Origin of the sequence: Flavobacterium sufflavum (assembly GCF_004016525.1) — a bacterium.
Lineage (GTDB): Bacteria > Bacteroidota > Bacteroidia > Flavobacteriales > Flavobacteriaceae > Flavobacterium > Flavobacterium sufflavum.
This window is the reverse complement of record NZ_SACJ01000005.1, coordinates 20,528-41,227: the sequence shown is the minus strand read 5'-3', so window position 1 is coordinate 41,227 and position 20,700 is coordinate 20,528. Positions and strand designations below refer to the sequence as shown.

General features: G+C 36.1%; 9 protein-coding genes. 3 read left to right on the top strand and 6 right to left on the bottom strand.

Annotation, left to right across the window (positions count from 1 at the left end; translation table 11 throughout):
- Nucleotides 1-50: 50 nt before the first annotated feature.
- Complete coding sequence (locus EOD40_RS09795) at nucleotides 51-7,868, bottom strand: LamG-like jellyroll fold domain-containing protein (RefSeq protein WP_128195063.1); 7,818 nt, start codon at nucleotides 7,866-7,868, stop codon at nucleotides 51-53.
- A 626-nt stretch (nucleotides 7,869-8,494) separates the two neighbouring features.
- On the opposite strand from EOD40_RS09795, the gene EOD40_RS09790 reads away from it, so the two are divergent.
- Genes EOD40_RS09790 through EOD40_RS09780 form a run of 3 tightly spaced genes read left to right on the top strand, consistent with a single transcriptional unit; the run spans nucleotide 8,495 to nucleotide 10,898 of the window.
- Nucleotides 8,495-9,289: a response regulator transcription factor gene (locus EOD40_RS09790; protein ID WP_128195061.1), complete on the top strand. Its 795-nt coding sequence runs from the start codon at nucleotides 8,495-8,497 to the stop codon at nucleotides 9,287-9,289.
- Between the two features lie 11 nt (nucleotides 9,290-9,300).
- Complete coding sequence (locus EOD40_RS09785; protein ID WP_128195060.1) at nucleotides 9,301-10,086, top strand: alpha/beta fold hydrolase; 786 nt, start codon at nucleotides 9,301-9,303, stop codon at nucleotides 10,084-10,086.
- A gap of 35 nt (nucleotides 10,087-10,121) precedes the next feature.
- Complete coding sequence (locus EOD40_RS09780; protein WP_128195058.1) at nucleotides 10,122-10,898, top strand: LuxR C-terminal-related transcriptional regulator; 777 nt, start codon at nucleotides 10,122-10,124, stop codon at nucleotides 10,896-10,898.
- Nucleotides 10,899-11,057: 159 nt separating this feature from the next.
- On the opposite strand, the gene EOD40_RS09775 is transcribed toward EOD40_RS09780, so the two are convergent.
- From EOD40_RS09775 to EOD40_RS09755, 5 genes are all read right to left on the bottom strand, one after another.
- Entirely contained in the window at nucleotides 11,058-12,617 is a 1,560-nt protein-coding gene (locus EOD40_RS09775) for a glycerol-3-phosphate dehydrogenase/oxidase (RefSeq protein ID WP_128195056.1), read from the bottom strand.
- Between the two features lie 139 nt (nucleotides 12,618-12,756).
- Nucleotides 12,757-15,225 carry a glycoside hydrolase family 3 N-terminal domain-containing protein gene (locus EOD40_RS09770; RefSeq protein ID WP_128195054.1) on the bottom strand — a complete coding sequence of 823 codons (2,469 nt, stop codon included), beginning with the start codon at nucleotides 15,223-15,225 and terminating at the stop codon, nucleotides 12,757-12,759.
- 37 nt (nucleotides 15,226-15,262) lie between these two features.
- Nucleotides 15,263-17,350, bottom strand: coding sequence for a beta-galactosidase (locus EOD40_RS09765; protein WP_196781431.1), 2,088 nt, complete (start codon nucleotides 17,348-17,350; stop codon nucleotides 15,263-15,265).
- Nucleotides 17,351-17,386: 36 nt separating this feature from the next.
- On the bottom strand, nucleotides 17,387-18,853 hold the full coding sequence (locus tag EOD40_RS09760) for a glycoside hydrolase family 30 protein (RefSeq protein ID WP_128195052.1): 1,467 nt from the start codon (nucleotides 18,851-18,853) through the stop codon (nucleotides 17,387-17,389).
- Nucleotides 18,854-19,226: 373 nt separating this feature from the next.
- Nucleotides 19,227-20,693 (bottom strand): RagB/SusD family nutrient uptake outer membrane protein, encoded by a 1,467-nt coding sequence (locus EOD40_RS09755; protein WP_128195050.1) that lies wholly within the window; start codon nucleotides 20,691-20,693, stop codon nucleotides 19,227-19,229.
- Nucleotides 20,694-20,700 lie beyond the last annotated feature (7 nt).

Here is a 20,700-nt window from a genome sequence, read left to right as displayed (position 1 = left end):
CGGCTTTTTACTTTATCAAATAATGCCCCTAAACAACTGAAAAACTTTAATCATTTTGTTAAAATTATTTTTCGGGTTTCCACATTTTCTCCAATTATTAAGTTCAAAGAATACATTCCTTCTGGTAAAGTATGACTAAGTTCAATTGTTTCTTTGATACAACCTTCTATTTTAAATGCTTTTTTAGAATAAATAATTTGCCCAAGAGTATTTACAACTTGTAATTTTGCTCCTTTTACAACATTGTTTTTACAAACTTCTACTGTAAATGAACCTGTCGTAGGATTTGGATACAATATAAACATATCATTATTTTCTATGATAGAAGTATTTATTTTTTTTGCAAAACTAACTGCATTGTTACAGGTTCCCAGATAATCCCCATGCGCTAAATGCATTTTAACATCATTTGTTTTAACACAGGTTGTAACATTATTGTGGCATACATATATACTGCTTTTTCCGCAACTTATATCAATTGCATTTACAACCACATCATCAGTTTTAAAGCATCCACTGGCGTCTGTAACCCTTAAAGTATAGGTTGTTGTCACCGTAGGGCAAACATTAATACTAGCAGTTTTGGCACCTGTACTCCATAAATATTTATAGGGTGGTACCCCCCCAGATCCAGAACCACTAAGCGTGGCACATTTATTTTGAGTATAACTAGGATAAACTGTTTTGTCTGGTCCTGCATTTGCCATTGGACCATTAACCTGAATGCTTGTAGTAGCAGAATTACTGCAACCATTACTATCGGTATAGGTATAAGTAACTACATGATTCCCCAATCCCGCAACAGAAGGATTAAAACTACCCGAACTAACTCCGTTACCTGAATAGACTCCGCCTAATGGTAGACCTCCACTTAAAGAAAATGGAGTAGCATTTATACAAACGGGAGAATATGCTCCTAGAGATACAACTGGTATTGGATTGACTGTTATAGTAATTTCTTTAGAAACAGAACAACCTGCAATAATGCCTGTACCGGTTACCATATAAGTCGTAGTTTGTGTAGGTGTAGCTATGACTGTAGCTCCTGTGCCAGAACTTAATGACTCAGAAGGTGTCCAAAAGTAAGATGTAGCACCGGAAACAGTCAGTTGACTACTTTCGCCATTACAAATTTCACTATCACTTGCAGCAACTGTGATATCGCCTTCTAAAACTTCAACCTCAAAAGAAACGGTGCTGCTGTTTCCATTAATATCCGTTGCAGTCCAGTCAATGATATTAATTCCTTCCGCTAAACTGATTCCTGATAACGATTCTCCTGTTGAAGATAACCCTGCATTATTATTTACCATACTATAAAAGAAGCTGATAAGTTGGCAATTATCTGTGGCAGCTAAATCAAATTCCCCACCCTCAACATCATAAAAGCACAACCCATTGTTAGCAGTTCTTGTATAATGAAATTCCGTTGGTGCAGTTATATATGGGGCTTCAGTATCAACAACTGTTACAGTTTGTGTACAGGTTCCGGTATTATTATCTCCATCTATTGCCGTCCAGGTAACTGTTGTTTCTCCTAACGGATAGGTGACAGGAGCATCATTAGTTAGACTAATTAATTCTCCTGCAATATATCCTGCAGCCCAATTGGAAGTTAGCCCAGTGAGTGCAAAACTATTCAATGTCCCGTTAAATCCATTTCCTGAATCATCTATAGCCGTATTAATTGCCGGTCCCGGAGAAGCGGAGTTATTTCCTCCCACGAGTCCTTGATTAAAATGATACAAGGCTACCAGTCCAGACTGTGCACCAAGTTCTTTATTCATGTCAGCTTGTATTTGTGCTTGGGAACGTTCAATATTCCATATTCTTACCTCGTCCATTACATCTCCACTATTGGATATCGCGGCATCATCGCCTCTGGCACCAATTTTAAGAGAACCATTACTGGGAATTACAGGCAAACCTATTATACCATTTATCTGTCCGTCAAGAACTCCATTCACATAAACTTTTAAAACTCCTGCCGTTCTGTTATATGTGCTTGCCAGATGGTACCACACATTGGGTAATAATGTTGTTGATCCTGTTAACTGCGGTCCGTCGTAATTCAAAACCATTGTAAATACTTTATTTTCAGGAGAAATCCGTAATAAGTAACCGAATGAATCTGCCTGACTGGTATATTTTTCAATCAAACTTTTTCCACCTGAAACAAATTTAACCCAGGTTTCAATTGTCAGATTGTCTGTCGGGTTAATTAAATTATTATGAGGTATATTAACATAGCCACCATCAAAGTTCAAGGCGTTCCCAAAAGAAGTCCTGCAATTATCATTTACTATTGGATTTACCAATGTGATTGTACCGGTACAGAGTCCTGGTGTATTATTGAGAATTATATCGGGCGCACAAACAATAGTTGGGCTTTCTGCATCGACTACTGTTACTGTTTGTGTACAGGTTGCTGTATTATTATTTGCATCCGTTACCGTCCAGGTCACTGTTGTGTCTCCTTCCGAATAGGTAGCTGGAGCATCATTGGTAATGTCAAGTGTCTCTACTTCAGCATTTCCTAAAACCCAGTTGGAATTAGCACCTGTGAGTGCAAAGCCATTCAGTGTCCCGTTAAATCCATTTCCTGAATCATCTGTAGTCGTATTAATTGCCGGTCCCGGAGAAGCGGAGTTATTTCCTCCGGCGAGGCCTTGATTAAAATGATATAAGGCTACCAGTCCGGGCTGTGCATTTAGTTCATTATTAAAATCTGCTTGTATTTGTGCTTGCGAACGTTCAATATTCCATATTCTTACCTCATCCATTACATCTCCATTATTGGATATCACGGCATCATCGCCTCTGGCACCAATTTTAAGAGAACCATTACTGGGAGTTACAGGCAAACCAGTTATACCATTTATCTGTCCATCAAGAACTCCATTCACATAAACTTTTAAAACTCCTGCCGTTCTGTTATATGTGCTTGCCAAATGGTACCACACATTGGGTAATAATGTTGTTGATCCTGTTAATTGCGGTCCGTCGTAATTTAAAACCATTGTAAATACCTTATTTTCAGGAGAAATTCGTAATAAGTAACCAAATGAATCTGCCTGACTGGTATATTTTTCAATCAAACTTTTTCCGCCTGAAACAAATTTAACCCAGGTTTCAATTGTCAGATTGTCTGTCGGGTTAATTAAATTATTGTGCGGTATATTAATATAGCCGCCATCAAAGTTCAAGGCGTTCCCAAAAGAAGTCCTGCAATTATCATTTACTGTTGGATTTACCAATGTAGTTGTACTGGTACAGAATCCTGGTGTATTATTGATAATGATATCGGACGCACAAACAATAGTTGGGCTTTCTGCATCGACTACTGTTACTGTTTGTGTACAGGTTGCTATATTATTATTTGAATCTGTTACTGTCCAGGTCACGGTTGTGTTTCCTACCGGATATTCGTCGGGAGCATCATTGGTAATGTCAAGTGTCTCTACTTCAGCATTTCCTAAAACCCAGTTGGAAGTAGCTCCTGTGAGTGTAAAGCCATTCAGTGTTCCGTTAAATCCATTTCCTGACTCATCTATGGCCGTATCGATTGCCGGTCCGGGTGAAGCGGAATTATTTCCTCCGGCGAGGCCTTGATTAAAATGATATAAGGCTACCAGTCCGGGCTGTATATTTAATTCATTATTAAAATCTGCTTGTATTTGTGCTTGCGAACGTTCAATATCCCATATTCTTACCTCGTCAATTATACCACCATTGGTTAATCTTGTTGCGGCATCATCTCCTCTTGCACCAATTTTAAGTGATTGGGCACCCGGTGCTGTGGGTAATCCGCTTATGCCAGCTACCTCCCCGTCAAGAACTCCATTCACATACAATTTCAAGATCCCTGTATTTCGATTGAAAGTAGCCGCGATATGATACCAAACATTGGGTAAAATTGTTGTACTGCCTGCAACTCCTGTACCTTGATTACTGGCATTCAAGACCATCGTAAACGGCTTATTTTCAGGAGTAATTCGCAGTAAATAACCAAAAGTATTTACGCTATTAGAATATTTCTCTATCAAACTTTCTTGCATATTGTTTGATGATCGTTTCACCCAAGCTTCAACTGTAAATTGGTCTATAGGGTTTAGTAAATTGTTATGTGGCACATCAACATAACCACCATCAAAATTCAATGCATTTCCAAAAGATGCATTACAATTATCATTGACTGTTGGATTTATTAATACGGTTGTACCGATGCAATGTCCCGGTGTATTATTGATAATGACGTCTGGTGCGCAAACGATGGTTGGAATTTCAACATCATTTACAGTTACCGTAAAGCTACAGGTTTTGGTAACATCAGCTGTTAATGTGTATGTAACAGTCGTTACGCCTTTATTGAAGATTAACCCGTTGGCACTTCCGTTACCGGAACCAGTTGTTGCACCGCTTAAAGTATAAGTATAGGAAGAATTATCAGGAGTTACTGTTGGATTGATAGAATTAACTATCGCGGAGCAATATCCATTATCTGTATTTAAAATTTGGGTGGTTGGACAAGCTATGGAATAAGATATCTCATTACCAACAGAACAAACAAAATTGTTTTTATTAATGGTAGTTCCATCACCTAGTTGACCATACCCATTATATCCAGATGAACAAAACTCCATGCTATCAGATTTAATTCCCGCTGAATGAAGAAAACCAGCAGCTACATCTTTCCAGTTAGTAGATAAGTCTATTTGGAAAGGAACATTGCTATTGTCATTGATACCATTTCCTAATTGACCATAACTGTTAAATCCCCATCCCCAAAGAGTTCCATCAGATTTTATTCCAAATGTATGCTGATATCCTGCTGAAATAGTTTTCCAACTCGTGTCTATACCTATTTGAGTGAGTAGTGTATTATTAGTAGTGGTGCCATCACCTAACTGACCACTTGAGTTAAGACCTAATGCCCAAAGGGTGCCATTGCTTTGAATTCCAACGATATGTCTATCACCCGCAGCAATTTTTAGCCAATCGTTTGCCGAACCTATTTGAATTGGTATTGTTGTGTTTGGCTGTCCCTCAAAGAGTGTTCCCCATTCCCAAAGAGTTCCGTCATTTTTTATTCCAATAGTAAAAAGATAGCCTCCGGCCGCATCCTTCCAATTGGTATCTGTTCCAACTTGTGTCGGCGTGTTTTTATTAATATTTGTTCCATCTCCTAACTGCCCATTTGTATTAAATCCCCATGTCCAAAGAGTCCCGTCGGATTTTGTTGCAACAGTATGATGAATTCCTGCATTAATTGTTTTCCAATTGTTTTCGGTACCTATTTGAGTGGGAATATTCATACTTGCGTTATTTCCGTCTCCTAATTGACCGTTTGTATTACCTCCCCAAGTCCATATAGTTCCATCGGTTTTAATAGCCACAGTATGAAAGTCGCCTGCAGAAACATTTTTCCAATTGGTATCTGTGCCAATTTTTACAGGAGAATTTCTATCAGTTGTAGTACCATCTCCTAATTGACCCTGAGAATTAAATCCCCAAGTCCAAAGTGTTCCGTCAAGTTTTACCCCAACTGTATGGAACATTCCAGCCGCAATACTTTTCCAATGATTCTGCGGGTTTTCATTTTCTAAAACAGTTACCGTAAAACTACAAGTGCTCGAATTGCAATTATTATCCATTGCAGTTACGATTACTTCAGTTATTCCAAGGGGAAATTCAGTATTTGGGTCTTTACTGTAAGTAATAGAAGTAATACCGGAATCATCTGTTGCGGTAGCTATAAAATTAACTATTGCTGTAGTGTTCGGCGCATCGATGGATACTGAAATAGGCGCAGGACAGGTTATAACGGGTGGTGTGTGCTCAAAATCAGGGCTGGTACCACTAACATTGCCAGTAGTCCAGTTGGATGTATTTCCGGTTAATGCAAAATTGTTTAGTGTTCCGGTTAGATTATTGCCGCTGGAATCCAATAAACTGGTAATACTTGTATTTTCACAAATACTTAGACCTTGGTTAAATTTATAATACACCACTAAACCGTGTTGAGGAACAGCTAATTCACCGGTACTGTTGTTTACTATTTCTGCAGCACATAGAGAGCGGTTCCAAATCCGAACTTCTTCAATAGCTCCCATAAATTGTCTGTCTTGCGACATAAAAGGATCGTCTTTTCCTATTCGTGTTATACCGTTAAATTCTTCGATGGCATGAGTTACGTTGTTTACATGAGCTACTCCGTTTAGGTAAATAGTAGCTTTCGCAGGTTCAACAACTAAAGCCACATGACTCCATTCATCTGGCGGAGCAATAGCACCACTGGACCAGGCATAAGTTAAACCATCATTATTCCAATGGTATTCTATTTCATTATTAGCCTTGATTCCAAATCCCGCAATAGTACTTCCGGAACGGGAAAAAACAATCCCATCATAATCGCCCTGTAATCCTGTGGGTTTAATCCAGGCTTCCATTGTTACGGTATTAGAATTTAAATTCAAAGCCGGGATACTTACATAATCATTGATGCCATCTAAACTTAAAGCTCCCGCAGATTCTGCATTTACCATTACCGTAAAGTTGCAAGTGTCACCACTTCCACAGCCATTGCTTGCTGTAATAGATACATTGGTTACCCCTTTATTAAATATGGAACCACTGCCTGTTCCACTACCGCTTCCTGTTGTCGCTCCACTAAAAGAATAGGTTATAGTTGGGTCTGGCGTACCAGTTGCAGTAACCACATAAGATACAGTTACCGAACAAGTTCCTGTGGTCGTATCAGCCGTAATATTTGACTGACATGATGAAAATGTTGGTGCCAAACAAGGGGTATATAACTCACAACTGCTTATAATACCTCCTGCTCCCGTCCCGTTTGCCACCAGCACTTTGCCATTGGACAAGAGTGTGGCAGTATGGGAGCTCCGAATCTCTGCCATAGAAGCAGTTGTGCTCCATATACCAGCTACTGGATCGTATATCTCACAACCGCTCAAACCACCACCTGTCACCAGCATCCTGCCATTGGAAAAAAGTGTGGCAGTATGATAGGCTCGACTCGCCGCCATTGAAGCGGCCGTACTCCAGGTATTTGTCACAGGATCGTATAATTCACAACCGGCTAAAAGACTACTTCCGTTGGTTCCGCCTGTCACCAGTACCCTGTCATTGGACAAAAGCGTGGCGGTTTGATAGTAACGACTATCCGCCATTGAAGCGGCGGCACTCCAGCTATTGGCTACCGGATCGTATAACTCACAACTGCTTAAACTACTTCCGTTAGTTCCGCCAGTCACAAACACCCTGCCATTGGGCAAAAATGTGGTAGTATGATAGTAACGACTCACCGCCATTGAAGCGGCCGTACTCCAAGTATTTGTCACAGGATCGTATAATTCACAACTGGCTAAAACACCACTTCCGTTGGTTCCGCCTGCCACCAACACTTTGCCATTGGACAAAAGTGTCGCAGTAGGATAACTACGACTCTCCAGCATCGAAGCGGCCGCGCTCCAACTATTGGTTAGTGGATCGTATAACTCACAACTGCTTAAATTACCACCTCCGCCATACCCACCAGTCACCAGTACTTTCCCATTGGACAAGAGTGTGGCAGTATGATTGTAACGACCGACCGTCATTGAAGCAGCAGGGCTCCATATATTTGTTACCGGATCGTATAACTCACAACTGCTTAAAAAACTACTTCCGTTATATCCGCCTGTCACTAGCATCTTGCTATTAGACAAAAGTGTGGCAGTATAAGCGTGACGACTGTTCGCCATTGAAGCGGTTGCGCTCCAGGTTTGAGCATTTGCAGTAATTGTTCCTGCTAAGTACAGTATTATTGCAAATAGTAGTAAATTATAAATAGTAATTAATTTTTTCATGAGATTTGTTTTTTATTGTTAATTACAAATGATTGTCACCATCTAAAAATTGACTTTTGATAAAAGAAAAGAATAGCCTTGAGATAAACTAGATTTGTTTCTCATTATTCTTCAATAAAATCTTATTGGGGAGAATCCATTATTGGATGCTGAAGGAGGTATTCTTTTCCATAAACGTCTTTTTTAAATTTACTTTTTAAAAATCGGCATAAAATACAGCCGGCTACCGTCGGTTCGAAACTAATCCTAACGATCCTAAATCAATTAAAAATGTAGTAGATGGGGCGTTTATTATAGCAAATAACTGGTATTTAAACAAATAACTCCTTTTCAATCCAAATTCAACAGGAATCATAAAAAAAGGAATACCTTACAATTAGGTGTTTTTAAGTCTTTATTTTCAATAGGTTGAAAATAAAAACAGACGGATTTCTCATCTTCTCCCATTGGCTCCTTATTTTAAATTGGGTTTTAACACCAAATCAAGAATATCCTATCAAATTTCGAGGATATATTTAGTAAAAAAAATAGTTATAAATAGCTATTTTTTGTAAATTTATAAAGCTGAACACCAATTATTTACATTTTTATTTTAACAAAACTATGTTGGATTTAATAAAATTATCATGAAGAAACACTACCCTATAGATTACAAGACAGTTATCAAGGAAAACCCCATCCCGATTAAATCTGCCAGCAATGATTTGTTGTCAGTCTTCAGAGATGAAGCTGACCGATTAGCGGCTTTACCTTTGGGTATTTTGCCTACTTTTTATATTCTGAACTATCAAACCAAGGAATATGAATTTATATCGAAGGCTTTTCAATGTTTTTCAAAGTACAAAGCAGAAGAAATTATCGAAGGAGGTATTGAAAAGTTTTTGTCTATTTACCAAAAAGATGATTTTGATTTGTATTCGGAACAAATATTTTATAAAAATTTAGAAGTTATCCTTAATACTATACCAGAAGAGAGAGACCAATTACTCTTTACCAACACCTACCGCATTTTTAATAAAGACAAAACGATTTCTCATATTTTGCAAAAAAATAGGATCATTGCCGACCCAATAACCGGATTGCCGCTTTACGCTTACGGCTGCATCCATAATCTAACCCATCATACAATTTTCAACAGGGAATTGTTCCACCAGATTGAGAAAATAGAAGATTTGGAATCGGGCAATAAATCGATTATTTTTTCCAACACCTATAAAGTGTATGAGGAAGACAAAATGTTAACCCCACAAGAAAACCGGATTGTGGAATTATTAATTAAAGGTTTAACGACTAAAGAAATAGCCCAAAAATTATTTGTAAGTTATCATACCATTGATGCCCATAGAAGTAACATATTAACAAAAACAAACAGCAAAAATGTAGTTCAATTAATTTCAAAATTTATCAATTCAAACATTTAAATTTTCCAAATATGTTACATTTTGTCAAAAAAGGAAACGCTCCACAAAAAATAGTTTTTATTCACGGAAGTTCCAATGCGATGAATTACTGGGATAGTGCTTTGGAAAGTAAATGGTTAACTGACTATAAGCTTATTGCACTAGATCTTCCGGGACACGGGGAATCCTTTGTAAGCGATTTTCCGGAACGCGATTATAGTATTAAAGGTATGTCTAAAATTCTGTCTGAATTTCTTGAAGAAGAAATAAAAGAGAATTATATCCTAGTGGGACACTGTTTTGGCACCAATCTAATCGGGGAGTGCGCCGAATCTATGACGGGTTGTAAAGGTGTTTTTTTGACCAACCCAACAATTTTAGGAAAAGAAAAAACACCTTCGGATATTTTACAACCAAATCCTCTTATAACCCCTTATTTTATGGCTGATTCAAATGATGAGGATTTAAAAATCTTATTGGAAGATGCCATAATATGTGCCAATGAAAACAGTAAGCAAATTTTATTTGACAATTATAGAAATACCGATCAAAGGGTTAGAACCGTCATTGCTGAGGCTGTAATATCATCTAATTATAGTGATGAAATTGCCGCTATTGAAAAGCTTAAAATCCCTGTTGCTATAGCTTTCGGAAAAGAGGATACTGTAACGTTTCCTAACTATTTGGATTCAATCCCTTTTAAGCTTTGGAGAGATGAAATTATTAAAATTCCAGATGCGGGACATTATATCCAATCAGACCAACCTGAAAAAATAAATCAATGGCTGGCTATGTTTGCACAAGATTGTTTTACCTAGAAGTAATTTTAATAAATTCATATTATAAATAGATCATGAATAAACCGATTACATCTGAAACTTTTTATATCGATTTTATTGATTCATTACAATCTAATGGAAAAGTACATCCAAAAGAGCATTATCTAAAAAGTGATACTTTTTTTAAAAATGGATTGCACTTACTTCCTTGTGTTATGTATTTATTAGATTTTCAGAAACAATCATTTTTTTTCATAAGTGATGAAATCAAATCTTTTATTGGTTATTCTTCCGAAGATTTTTATAGTTTCGGGCATAGTGGTTTTTTAGACCTATTCAACCCCAAAGATTTAAAAGAATATATAGAACCCGTTTTTAGGGAGTTCGTTAGCTACGCATCTAATTTAAACAAAGGACAAATTAAAAACATTCGATTTTCGGTTAATTATAGAATAAAACACAAACAAGGACACTACATCCAATTATTAGATCAATTCATTGTTCTTGAAACAAATGAAAACAATTATCCAATAATAATATTGGGAATCTATAACGATATTACAACGACTAAAACGGATGATAAAATCATTTTCACAATAACTGAAATTGACTCTAAAAAGGGTGACGTACCTATTTATTCCAAAACATTCCCAGAAAGCATTGCTGTAACCTCAAAAGAAAAAGAAATACTACAATTACTTAAAAATGGGGAAACCAGTAAAAGTATTGCAACGAAACTGAATATTAGTTATCACACTGTAAATGCCCATCGTAGAAACATTCTTGAAAAGTTTAATTTTAAAAACACTTCTGAGTTAATAAGCTATTGCATGTCAAATGAAATTATTTGATTAATATTTAAAATACAATATTTATGAAAAGGTTTGTCCGAGCGTTTAAATACTAAATATTACAGGTTAAGATTTAAACAACAACTTAAAAATTTTGATAAAATAAAAAATAGACCTAAGTAAACCATCAAAACTCCTTAAGAAATTAAGAAGTTTTTTTTATTCTTTATGAATCAAATACCCCTGAGCCAATTTTTGAAAAGCAACAACTTGCTCTTGCCCCCATTCAGAGTTTTTCTCTAATAAGGGAGCCATTATACCAGCTACAATTGGCGCTGCTTCCATTGCTGCCCTTGCATCCAGAAAAAGCAACCTGATTCTCCTTGCTAAAACATCTTCAACAGTTAAAGCCATTTCATTTTTTACAGCCCAGACTACCTCTGCTTTTGTATAAGAATATGACGGATGGATTTTTTCAGATAAAGAAACATCTGTAGCAATCATTTGTTGTATCAAATGAGCATCCGAACCATAAATAGCTAAATCAGGAATCATTTTTTCCTTTGTATAGCCATGAATCTTTAAATGTCTTGTTTTACAACGAACAAATTTTAAACCTGAAACTTGTATTGCTTTACTAATTGTTTGCTGCCCCATTTTTCGATACGTAGTCCACTTGCCTCCAGTTACATTAATCAATCCCGAAGGAAGCACTTTAATACTATGCTCTCTTGACAACAAAGCTGTTTTTTTCTCAGCACCTACTTTCACCAATGGACGCAAACCTGCAAAAACACTATTAACATCTGCATAATCAATTTTATGTTTCGAATATTTATTGAAATGATTGATAATAAAATGAATTTCCTCTTCCAATGGTTTTGGCTCCAATGCTACTTCCTTAACGGGAGTATCGGTAGTACCTAACACTATTTTATCATGCCAGGGAATTACAAACAAAACCCTGCCATCAGACGTTTTAGGAATCAACATCGCCGAAAAACCTTCAAAATAAAACTTATTCAATACCAGATGAATTCCTTGCGAAGGCGCAATAGTTACTTCTGCATGTCCTTCCGCCTTTTGCAATAAAGCATCCGCAAAAACACCAGTGGCATTAACAACTACATTCGATTTGATACTATATTCCTGATTTGATAATTCGTCTTTTGCAATTAAACCAATTATCTTATTGTCCTTTTTTATAAAATCAGAAACTGCACAATAATTCAACACTAGTGCTCCATGTTCAATTGCGGTTTGAGCTAAATTAATTGCCAATCGACTATCATCAAATTGCCCATCATAATACAAAATCCCTCCTTTTAAATCGGTCGAATCCAAATCTGGCAAATGCTTTAAAGTAGCTGCTTTAGAAAGGATTTGTGTTTTTCCCAAACTAAATTTAGCCGACAAAAATTCGTAAATCCAAAGACCAAAACCATAATAGCATTTGTCCCACCATTTATATACAGGTACAACAAAACCTAATTTATGACAAATATGCGGTGCATTTCTAAGCATTCGACCACGCTCTAACAAAGCCTCACGCACCAAATAAATATTCCCCTGAGCGAGATAACGAACTCCGCCATGAACTAATTTTGTAGACCTGCTGGAAGTTCCTTTAGCAAAATCATACTTCTCTAAAAGTAAGGTTTTGTAACCACGACTGGCAGCATCAACAGCACAGCCCAAACCGGTAGCTCCACCGCCGATTATTACAATATCAAATTCCGCATTTTCACGAAGTTGATTGAATTTTTCTTCTCTATTCATCAAAAAAAATAACTTTAAACTTGCGGCTGTATTTTACAACTACAAGTCTAAAGTTAATTTATTTATTGCTGCTTCTATAAATTCTAGAGAAATACTTTTACAAGAATTCAAAAACAGCTCTTAAACGAATAAATATTCCCTAGTGTTTCAAATCAGTAAACGGAGTATCAAGTGCAAATGCAGGATATGTTTTCTCCACTACTTTTTCTTTTTCTAATGTGAATTCAGCCGTTTTTTTAATATTCAATGACGATGCACCAACAGCAACTTTATATTTTCCAGCTTCTGCAATCCAGGCGTTTCTGTTTGGAACAAAAGAAGCTAAGTTTTTAGCATTTAATGTCAAAATGATTGTTTGACTTTCACCCGGTTGTAGCAACTTAGTCTTCCCAAAAGCTTTTAACTCTTCTCTTGGTTTATCAATTGATTTTTCGGGAGCAGAAAGATACAGTTCTACTACTTCTTTACCTACAGTTTTACCCGTATTTGTTATAGTAACCGAAACCGTCATTTTATCATTAAATGTTTTTGAGCTCAATACAAGATTCGAATAATCAAATGCGGTGTATGATAAACCGTATCCAAATTCATACGATGGCTTAACATTAAAAGTATTAAAATAACGATATCCAACATAAATACCTTCTTCATAATTAACACTCGTAGGATTTTCGGCAGGAGTTCCAATCCAATTTTTAGTAGCTGCAGCATCTTCATAATTCACTGGAAAAGTCATGGTCAATTTTCCTGAAGGAGTCACCTTTCCTGAAAACACATCTGCAACAGAATTTCCGCCTTCCTGACCCGGTTGCCATGGTAATAAAATAGCGTCTACTTTGTCTCTCCAGCTCGCTGTTTCAATTACACCACCAATATTTAAGACTACAACCACTTTTTTGCCTTGAGCATGAAAAATTTCAGAAACACTATTAATTAAGTTAACTTCGTCCTGTGCTAAATTAAAATCATCAGCCACTTTACGATCATCCCCTTCACCGGCATTTCTTCCAATTGTGATTAAAGCCAGCTCAGAAGCTTTCGCTTTATTTTCAATGGTTTCCTTGTTTACATCTAATTCGACAATTCTTTTTGGCGTTGCCAATAAACCACCTTCTTTTTCGCGACGAGCCATTTCTTTTACCTTTTGGTCTGCCACATAAGGTTTATACAAGCCTTCTAAATCTTTATCAATTGAAAATCCAGAATTGGTAAGTCCGTCAATTAATGAAACAGAATAAGCTTCGTTGACATCACCACTTCCGGTTCCTCCTGCGATAAAATCATAAGAGGTATTTCCAAAAACCGCCAAAGGAGCTGATTTTGATACAAATGGTAAGATAGCATTGTCATTTTTTAACAAAATGGTTCCTTCTGCAGCAGCCTGTCTGGTAACTACTGCATTTTCTTTTAAATTTGGTTTATTGGAATAGTTATAATTATTCATCACCGGCGATCTCATAACCAGTTCCAAAATCCTTCTTAAATCGGTATTAACTACTTCTTTAGTTAATTTACCATTTTTAATATTTTCTAAAATAGCTTGTTGCTGACTAGGTAATCCTGGCATCAATAAGTCATTTCCTGCCGAAAGTTGTTTTACAACATCACTGACAGCATTTTTAGAAGAAATAGATCCAAATCCATCATAACCACCAAACCAGTCTGACATTACTAATCCTTTAAATCCCCACTCCTCACGAAGCACTGTAGTCAATAAATCTTTTCGGGCTGATGTATATTCTCCATTCACTAAATTATAAGAAGACATTATTGTCCATGGCTGAGCTGTTTTAACCGCGATTTCAAAACCTCTTAAATAAATTTCACGCATGGCTCTTTCGCTAATGTGAGCATTAATCCCCATACGATTTCTCTCCTGATTATTGGCAGCAAAATGTTTTATCGAAGTTCCAACACCGTTTGATTGTATACCATTTACCATCGCAGCAGCAATGGATCCTGACAGCAATGGATCTTCTGAATAATATTCAAAATTTCTTCCACATAATGGATTTCTGTGAATATTCATACCTGGCCCAAGCAATACATCAACACCATATTCTTTCACTTCATTACCCATGGCTTTCCCAACATTGTTAATCAGCTCTTCATTCCAAGTGGAAGCCAAAGCAGTTCCAACAGGAAATGCTGTTGCATAATAGGTATTGGTATCATTATCTCTTGTTGGATTAATTCGTAAACCAGCTGGTCCATCAGACACTATAACTGCAGGAATTCCCAAACGTTTGATTTCATAAGTTCCTCCGGCTTCTCCAGGGACTTTTCCCTTATCAGCTCCCGGAATGAATGTAAAAGTGTTCACATCAAAACCAGGCATTCCAATCCCAATAAGCATACTCGCTTTTTCCTCATCGGTCATTTTATTGATTAAGTCCTGAATTCGGTCTTCTACAGCAAGACGATAGTCTTCATAAATATCCAATTTTCCGTTTCTGTTTAAATCCGTAAAAGTGAATCCGTTTATCGTAATAATTGGATTTTTTTCAATCTTGCTATTTTCAGTTTTTTGATTCCATGAAATTCCTGAAACTACTAATGTAGAAACCAGCGAAACTTTTGCTATTTTCTTGATATTGATAAAATTCATATCTAATATTATTTGATGTTTATTACTACTATCTGAGTTAGTTTTCTTCAATTACTAACATTCCCCATGGAGCAAGATTGACTTCTGAATTTTTTATCACTTTTTCTGAGCTAAGCAAATTCGTTCCATTTTTACCTTGGGTGTAAATAAAAGTTTTGGCCTGTGCCGAATAATTAAAAAAGTATCGGATTGTTTTTCCCTGATTATTAATCCCTGACTTTGTAATTAACGGAAAATGTAATTTTTGATCTTCATTCCACAAACCGGCTTCTTTCAAACTGCCTTCCAGAATTTTCTCCATAAGATTATCACCTGGCATAAATCCAATATAGGTCACCGTTCCTTTGCCGTAATTGTTTTGGGTAACAGCGGCATAATTATTCCATTGCGGATGGTCGTATTTAGCCAATACTTTTGCAGTTGTAGGAGTTAGCAATTCCATCCAATATTTTATTTCATTTTTGTCTTTCCCTAGCTGAAATGGATCATCTTTTAATGATACATTTTCCGGAATCACAAACTGGCTATAGCTCACGCCCGCAGCCTCATTTATAATTCCGGGCTGAACTGTATTGCGTACCGTTACATTTTCATCACTAAAACCACTTTTGAAAGTATAAATAATGTGTCCTCCATTTTTTGCATAAACATTCAATTTTTGCAACAATGCATCTGGTGCTGCATACAAAGCCGGCACAATAATCAACTTGTATTTTTCAATATTTACGGAAGATGGATCTATAAAATCAACTCCTACATTCATTTTGTACAAGGCATCATACATGGGACGCAAAACATCATTATATTGTTCTTTGGCTCCCCATCCAAAACTAAAAGCGTTAAAAGCAGTTTGAGCCTCATTACTGAAAAGCACCGCCACCTCATTCGTTTTTTTAAGACTGGCTATTTTTGAACCTATTTTTTTAAAATCACGACCAATGGTCATAGCTTCATTGTAGGTAGGATTGGGCTGAAAATCATGACTCAATAATCCTTTCCAATACGTCTCGGCCGAATTATGAATCGAATGCCAATGCCAATACTCTAACATATTAGCTCCAGAGGCAATATGACTAAATGCCTGTAACCGTAACTGTCCCGCATAAGGCACCCATTGCGGAAATCCTTGCGCTTCAGTTTCAATAACCAAATAGTTTTGACCATTTTTCATCGAACGTGCCATATCTCCACCAAAAGAAATTTCAGTACCCGTTAAATGATCTTGTGTAGGATGATAAATATCTACTCCAGCTATATCCATAGCTTTTGAAGCAGCAAAATGATCTACATCTCCCTGTATTCCATAAGAATAGCCTCTCCAGTCAAAGTCAAAATTTTGAGTAACAAACTGCTCCGGTTTTTTATATTCACGAACGATAGCCGCCTGCCATGAAAGGAAATCAGTAACTAACCCTCGTTGAAACTTAGAAAATTCCGATTTCAATCCGGCATTAATTGTCCCTACCATAGAAGGAAATTCTTCCCATGAGTTAATGCGATTACTCCAATAATCCAGTCCAAAAGCTTTATTGATAGCTTCGGTAGTTTTAAATTTATTCTTCAGATACTGGACAAACTGAGCCTGAACATTTGCACCCGCTGTACCGTAATGTTTGGTTTCATTGTCTACCTGATACCCAATAATAGCAGGATGGTCTTTTACATGTTCCATGATTTTACGGATAATCCTTTCAGCATGAAACAAGTAATCCTTGTTCGTAATATCCATATTTTGTCTGGTTCCATATTGATTTTTACCCATTTGTGTAGTAGCCAATATTTCTGGATACTTTTTAACTAACCAGGCAGGAACAGCATAAGTAGGCGTTCCAATAATTACTTTAATTCCTGCTTTATGCATGGCATCAAGAACCCGGTCGATATGACTAAAATCGAATACGTTATCCTGCGGCTCTTCGGTACTCCATGTGCTTTCGGCAATACGAACTACATTTATCCCCGCATCCTTCATCATTTTTATGTCTTTGTCTAAGCGGTCATACGGCATATACTCATCATAATAAGCAACACCATAAAGCAATTCATTTTTGGGAGCCTGAGCATTTATAGCAGATACCGTTAGTATCAAAGCCATAAATCCTATCATTTTTTTATATAAATCCATCAATTTTTAATTTAAGTATTGAAGTCAAATGAAGTCTTATTTCAACAGAAAGGTGTTGTACGAATCAGCTTCTAATATTGGTGTAAGTGTTTTTCCTCCCACTTTTATTTTAAACATTTTTTCTTTGGCACTATCATTTTGAACCATTATTACCACACTATTATCCTGATTGACAAATGCTAATAAATTATCATAATCACCAGATGTTTCCAGACGTTTTGCTCCCTGTTTTACAAAATGACTAAGATGTTTTATCAAATAATATTCATAATTGTATTTGAAGGTTTTATTAGTAGTATCAACGCTTACCAATGAATTTTGTCTCCAGCCCCAGGTGCTTATACCTCCTTCTTTTAGTGAAGCATTCCAATACATGTAGGCATTAGCTCCATTAGTCAGATAATGTTTCATTAAGCCCCAAGCATATCCACAATATTTCCAATCATTTTTTCCATTCCCACATTCCTGTTCTGATTGGTATAATTTAAGATTGGGATAGTTTTTATGAATTGTTGGAATGGCACCTTTTCCAGCCCATTGAAAACCGACTCCTTTAATGGATTTATTAATAGTAGAATCACTCAAAATGGAATCGACTAACTTATAATTTGGACGTTCCATTGTACCAAAGAAAACATCTACCTTTTCCTGATTCATTGCCGGAATTAAATAATTTAAAAATCGGGACAAGCCTTTTGACGTCCAGGTACAGCTAGGAAAAACCTGAGCCGAATTGAATTCATTTTGTGGCATTACCATACTGATATTAATATTTTGGGCACGGTATTCCTGAATGAATTTTGAAAAATACAAGCTGTACGCTTTAAAATATTCATCTTCCTGAATAAACATATCTTTCCCTTCAAAACCTTCCTGTTCTGGTTTTAGTCCATTATCGAAACCTTTAAAATCCATTCCCCATTTTTCTCTTGCTTCCTCTGCAGCATCCTGCGGCATATCTTTAGGAAATGGTTTTGAAGCATAATGTTTATTATATTTCATCCAGATAGGCGGAGACCATGGCGAAGCCCATAGTTTTATATTTGGATTGTATTTCAATGCACTTTTAATGAATGGAATTAGTGTTTGAGAATCGTGTGCTATGCTAAAATCTTTCATTTCGAAGTCACCAGCTGTTTCATTATAGGAATACCAATTATTAGAAAAATCATTGGCTCCAACTGGCATACGGCAAATTGTAAAATTGGCTCCTACATTTGGCGAAAAAAATTCTTTTAATATCTTTTCTCTGTCATCCGCATTTAAAACACTCAACGAAGTCCAGCCCAATTCATTAAAGCAAGTACCAAAACCGTCAATTTGCTGCAAAGGTTTATTTAAGAGAACCTCCACATCCGTTTTTCCAGTTGTTAAACCCGCTTTTATATTCTTATGACTTTGCCATTGTTTGGCTTCTGTACTTGATACCCAGGTTATTTTGCTTTGCGAAAAAGAACAAAAAGTTGTCAGTAACAACATTAAAAATAGTTGTATATTTTTCATTGATTTATTATTATTTATGCGGTTACAAAACCATATTTAATATTCACTTTCCACTAATTAAATTGAGAATAGCTTTTCTTTTAGAAAAACATGCTCAATTTATACTATGTCATTATGAATTTAAACAGGGAAATTTGAAACTGCTTTTTGATGAAAATTGAATTTTAAAACAATTTTAGAAAGTAATAAACGACAAGCTTATTAGTCCAAAACATTAATTTTATGACATTATATTCCCTTGCGGACTTGTTTTGTAGTACAACAAGTCCGCTTCAGAAATAACAAAGCCAATTAGGCTTTTAGTAAAAAAACACTGAACTTAATTTATTAACCAACCCAACAAATTAATCTTTTCAGTAATCTAAATACTTATTTAATATCCTGTATTATTAGGTAAAAGATTCTTGTTTATTTGAATATCTCCTAAAGGAACTGGCAACAACTTATGAAAACTTTGCATTCCATAATTAAGTGGTTGAAGACTTGAATTCACCTGACTGTTCATTAAATTCACCATGTTAATAGTTCCATTTGCATCAGCTCTTTTCAAATCATTCCATCTGGTGCGTTCGTAAACTAATTCTAAACGTCTTTCTTTTAATACCGCTAAAGCTAAATCGCTCTTTGTAGTGGCAGTAGTATTGGCTAATCCAGCTCTTGTTCTTATTTTATTTAACTGAATTGTCGCTTCAGGAAGTTTTCCAAGTTGCACATTGGCTTCAGCTGCTAACAAAATAATATCAGCAAGTCTTATCATGATTAAATTATCCCCATTTGTCCAGGTATCACTATATGAAAACTTACCACAGAACGGAATTGCCTGAGTTGGATTCCATGCATTAAAAGGCATATTGAAAGAAGCTCCAGTAACCTGCCAATTGAAAGTAGATTTATATCTTTTACCGTTATCTCCGGCATCATTAAAAGCTTTCACTAAATCATAAGAACCTATTTGACGTTTTGGCCAGTTATCAAATGGACCATAAGAAAGCACATTTATCTTCCAAACATTATAAGGAGAACCTGTTGTAGGAACTTGTAATTCAAAAATTGACTCAGAAGTATTCTTGTTTGAAAGCCCCCATAGTTTAGAATAATCAGACACCAAAGTGTAAGGTCCTTCTTCGATAACTTTATTACAGTAAATTAGACAGTTTGGATAATCTCCCATTTGAGCATAAGTTTTAGCTAATAATGCTCTTGCAGCTCCTTTTGTGGCTCTACCATAATCTCCATGATACGGATTATTATCTAAAACTGCTTCTGCATCTTTCAAATCCTTAATAATTTGTGCATATACTAAATCAGCACTAGTTCTTGAAGGGTAGTAGTTTCCGGCATTATTAGATGAAAGAATAAGCGGTACATTTCCCCAAGATGTAACTAACCAATAATAAGCAAAAGCTCTCAAGAAAGTAGCTTCAGCTATTATCTGTGCTTTTCTATTGGTTCCATCCCATTTAGGATCATTAATAAGAGTTACATTATCAATAGCCGTATTTGCAGCCGTTATATGCTTGTATAATTCCTGCCAACTTAATTGGATTTCACCATTGGAAGATGTAAAAGTGAAATTTTCAAGTGGTTGCTCAACATTATTATCCCCATTGATATAGGTATTATCAGACATACCCTCGGTAGTAAAAAAGTTACTGTATGAATAATAATCTGGCATTGCATTATAAGCACCATTCAATATGCTTTCAGCATCAGAAGCTGTAGTTAAAGAACCTGCTGCTAATTGAGACTCAGGAGATTTATCTAGAAAATCCTGAGAACATGACGTAAGTATTATTGCTAATACAAAGAAATGAGCGTATTTTAATATATTTATTTTCATAATATTT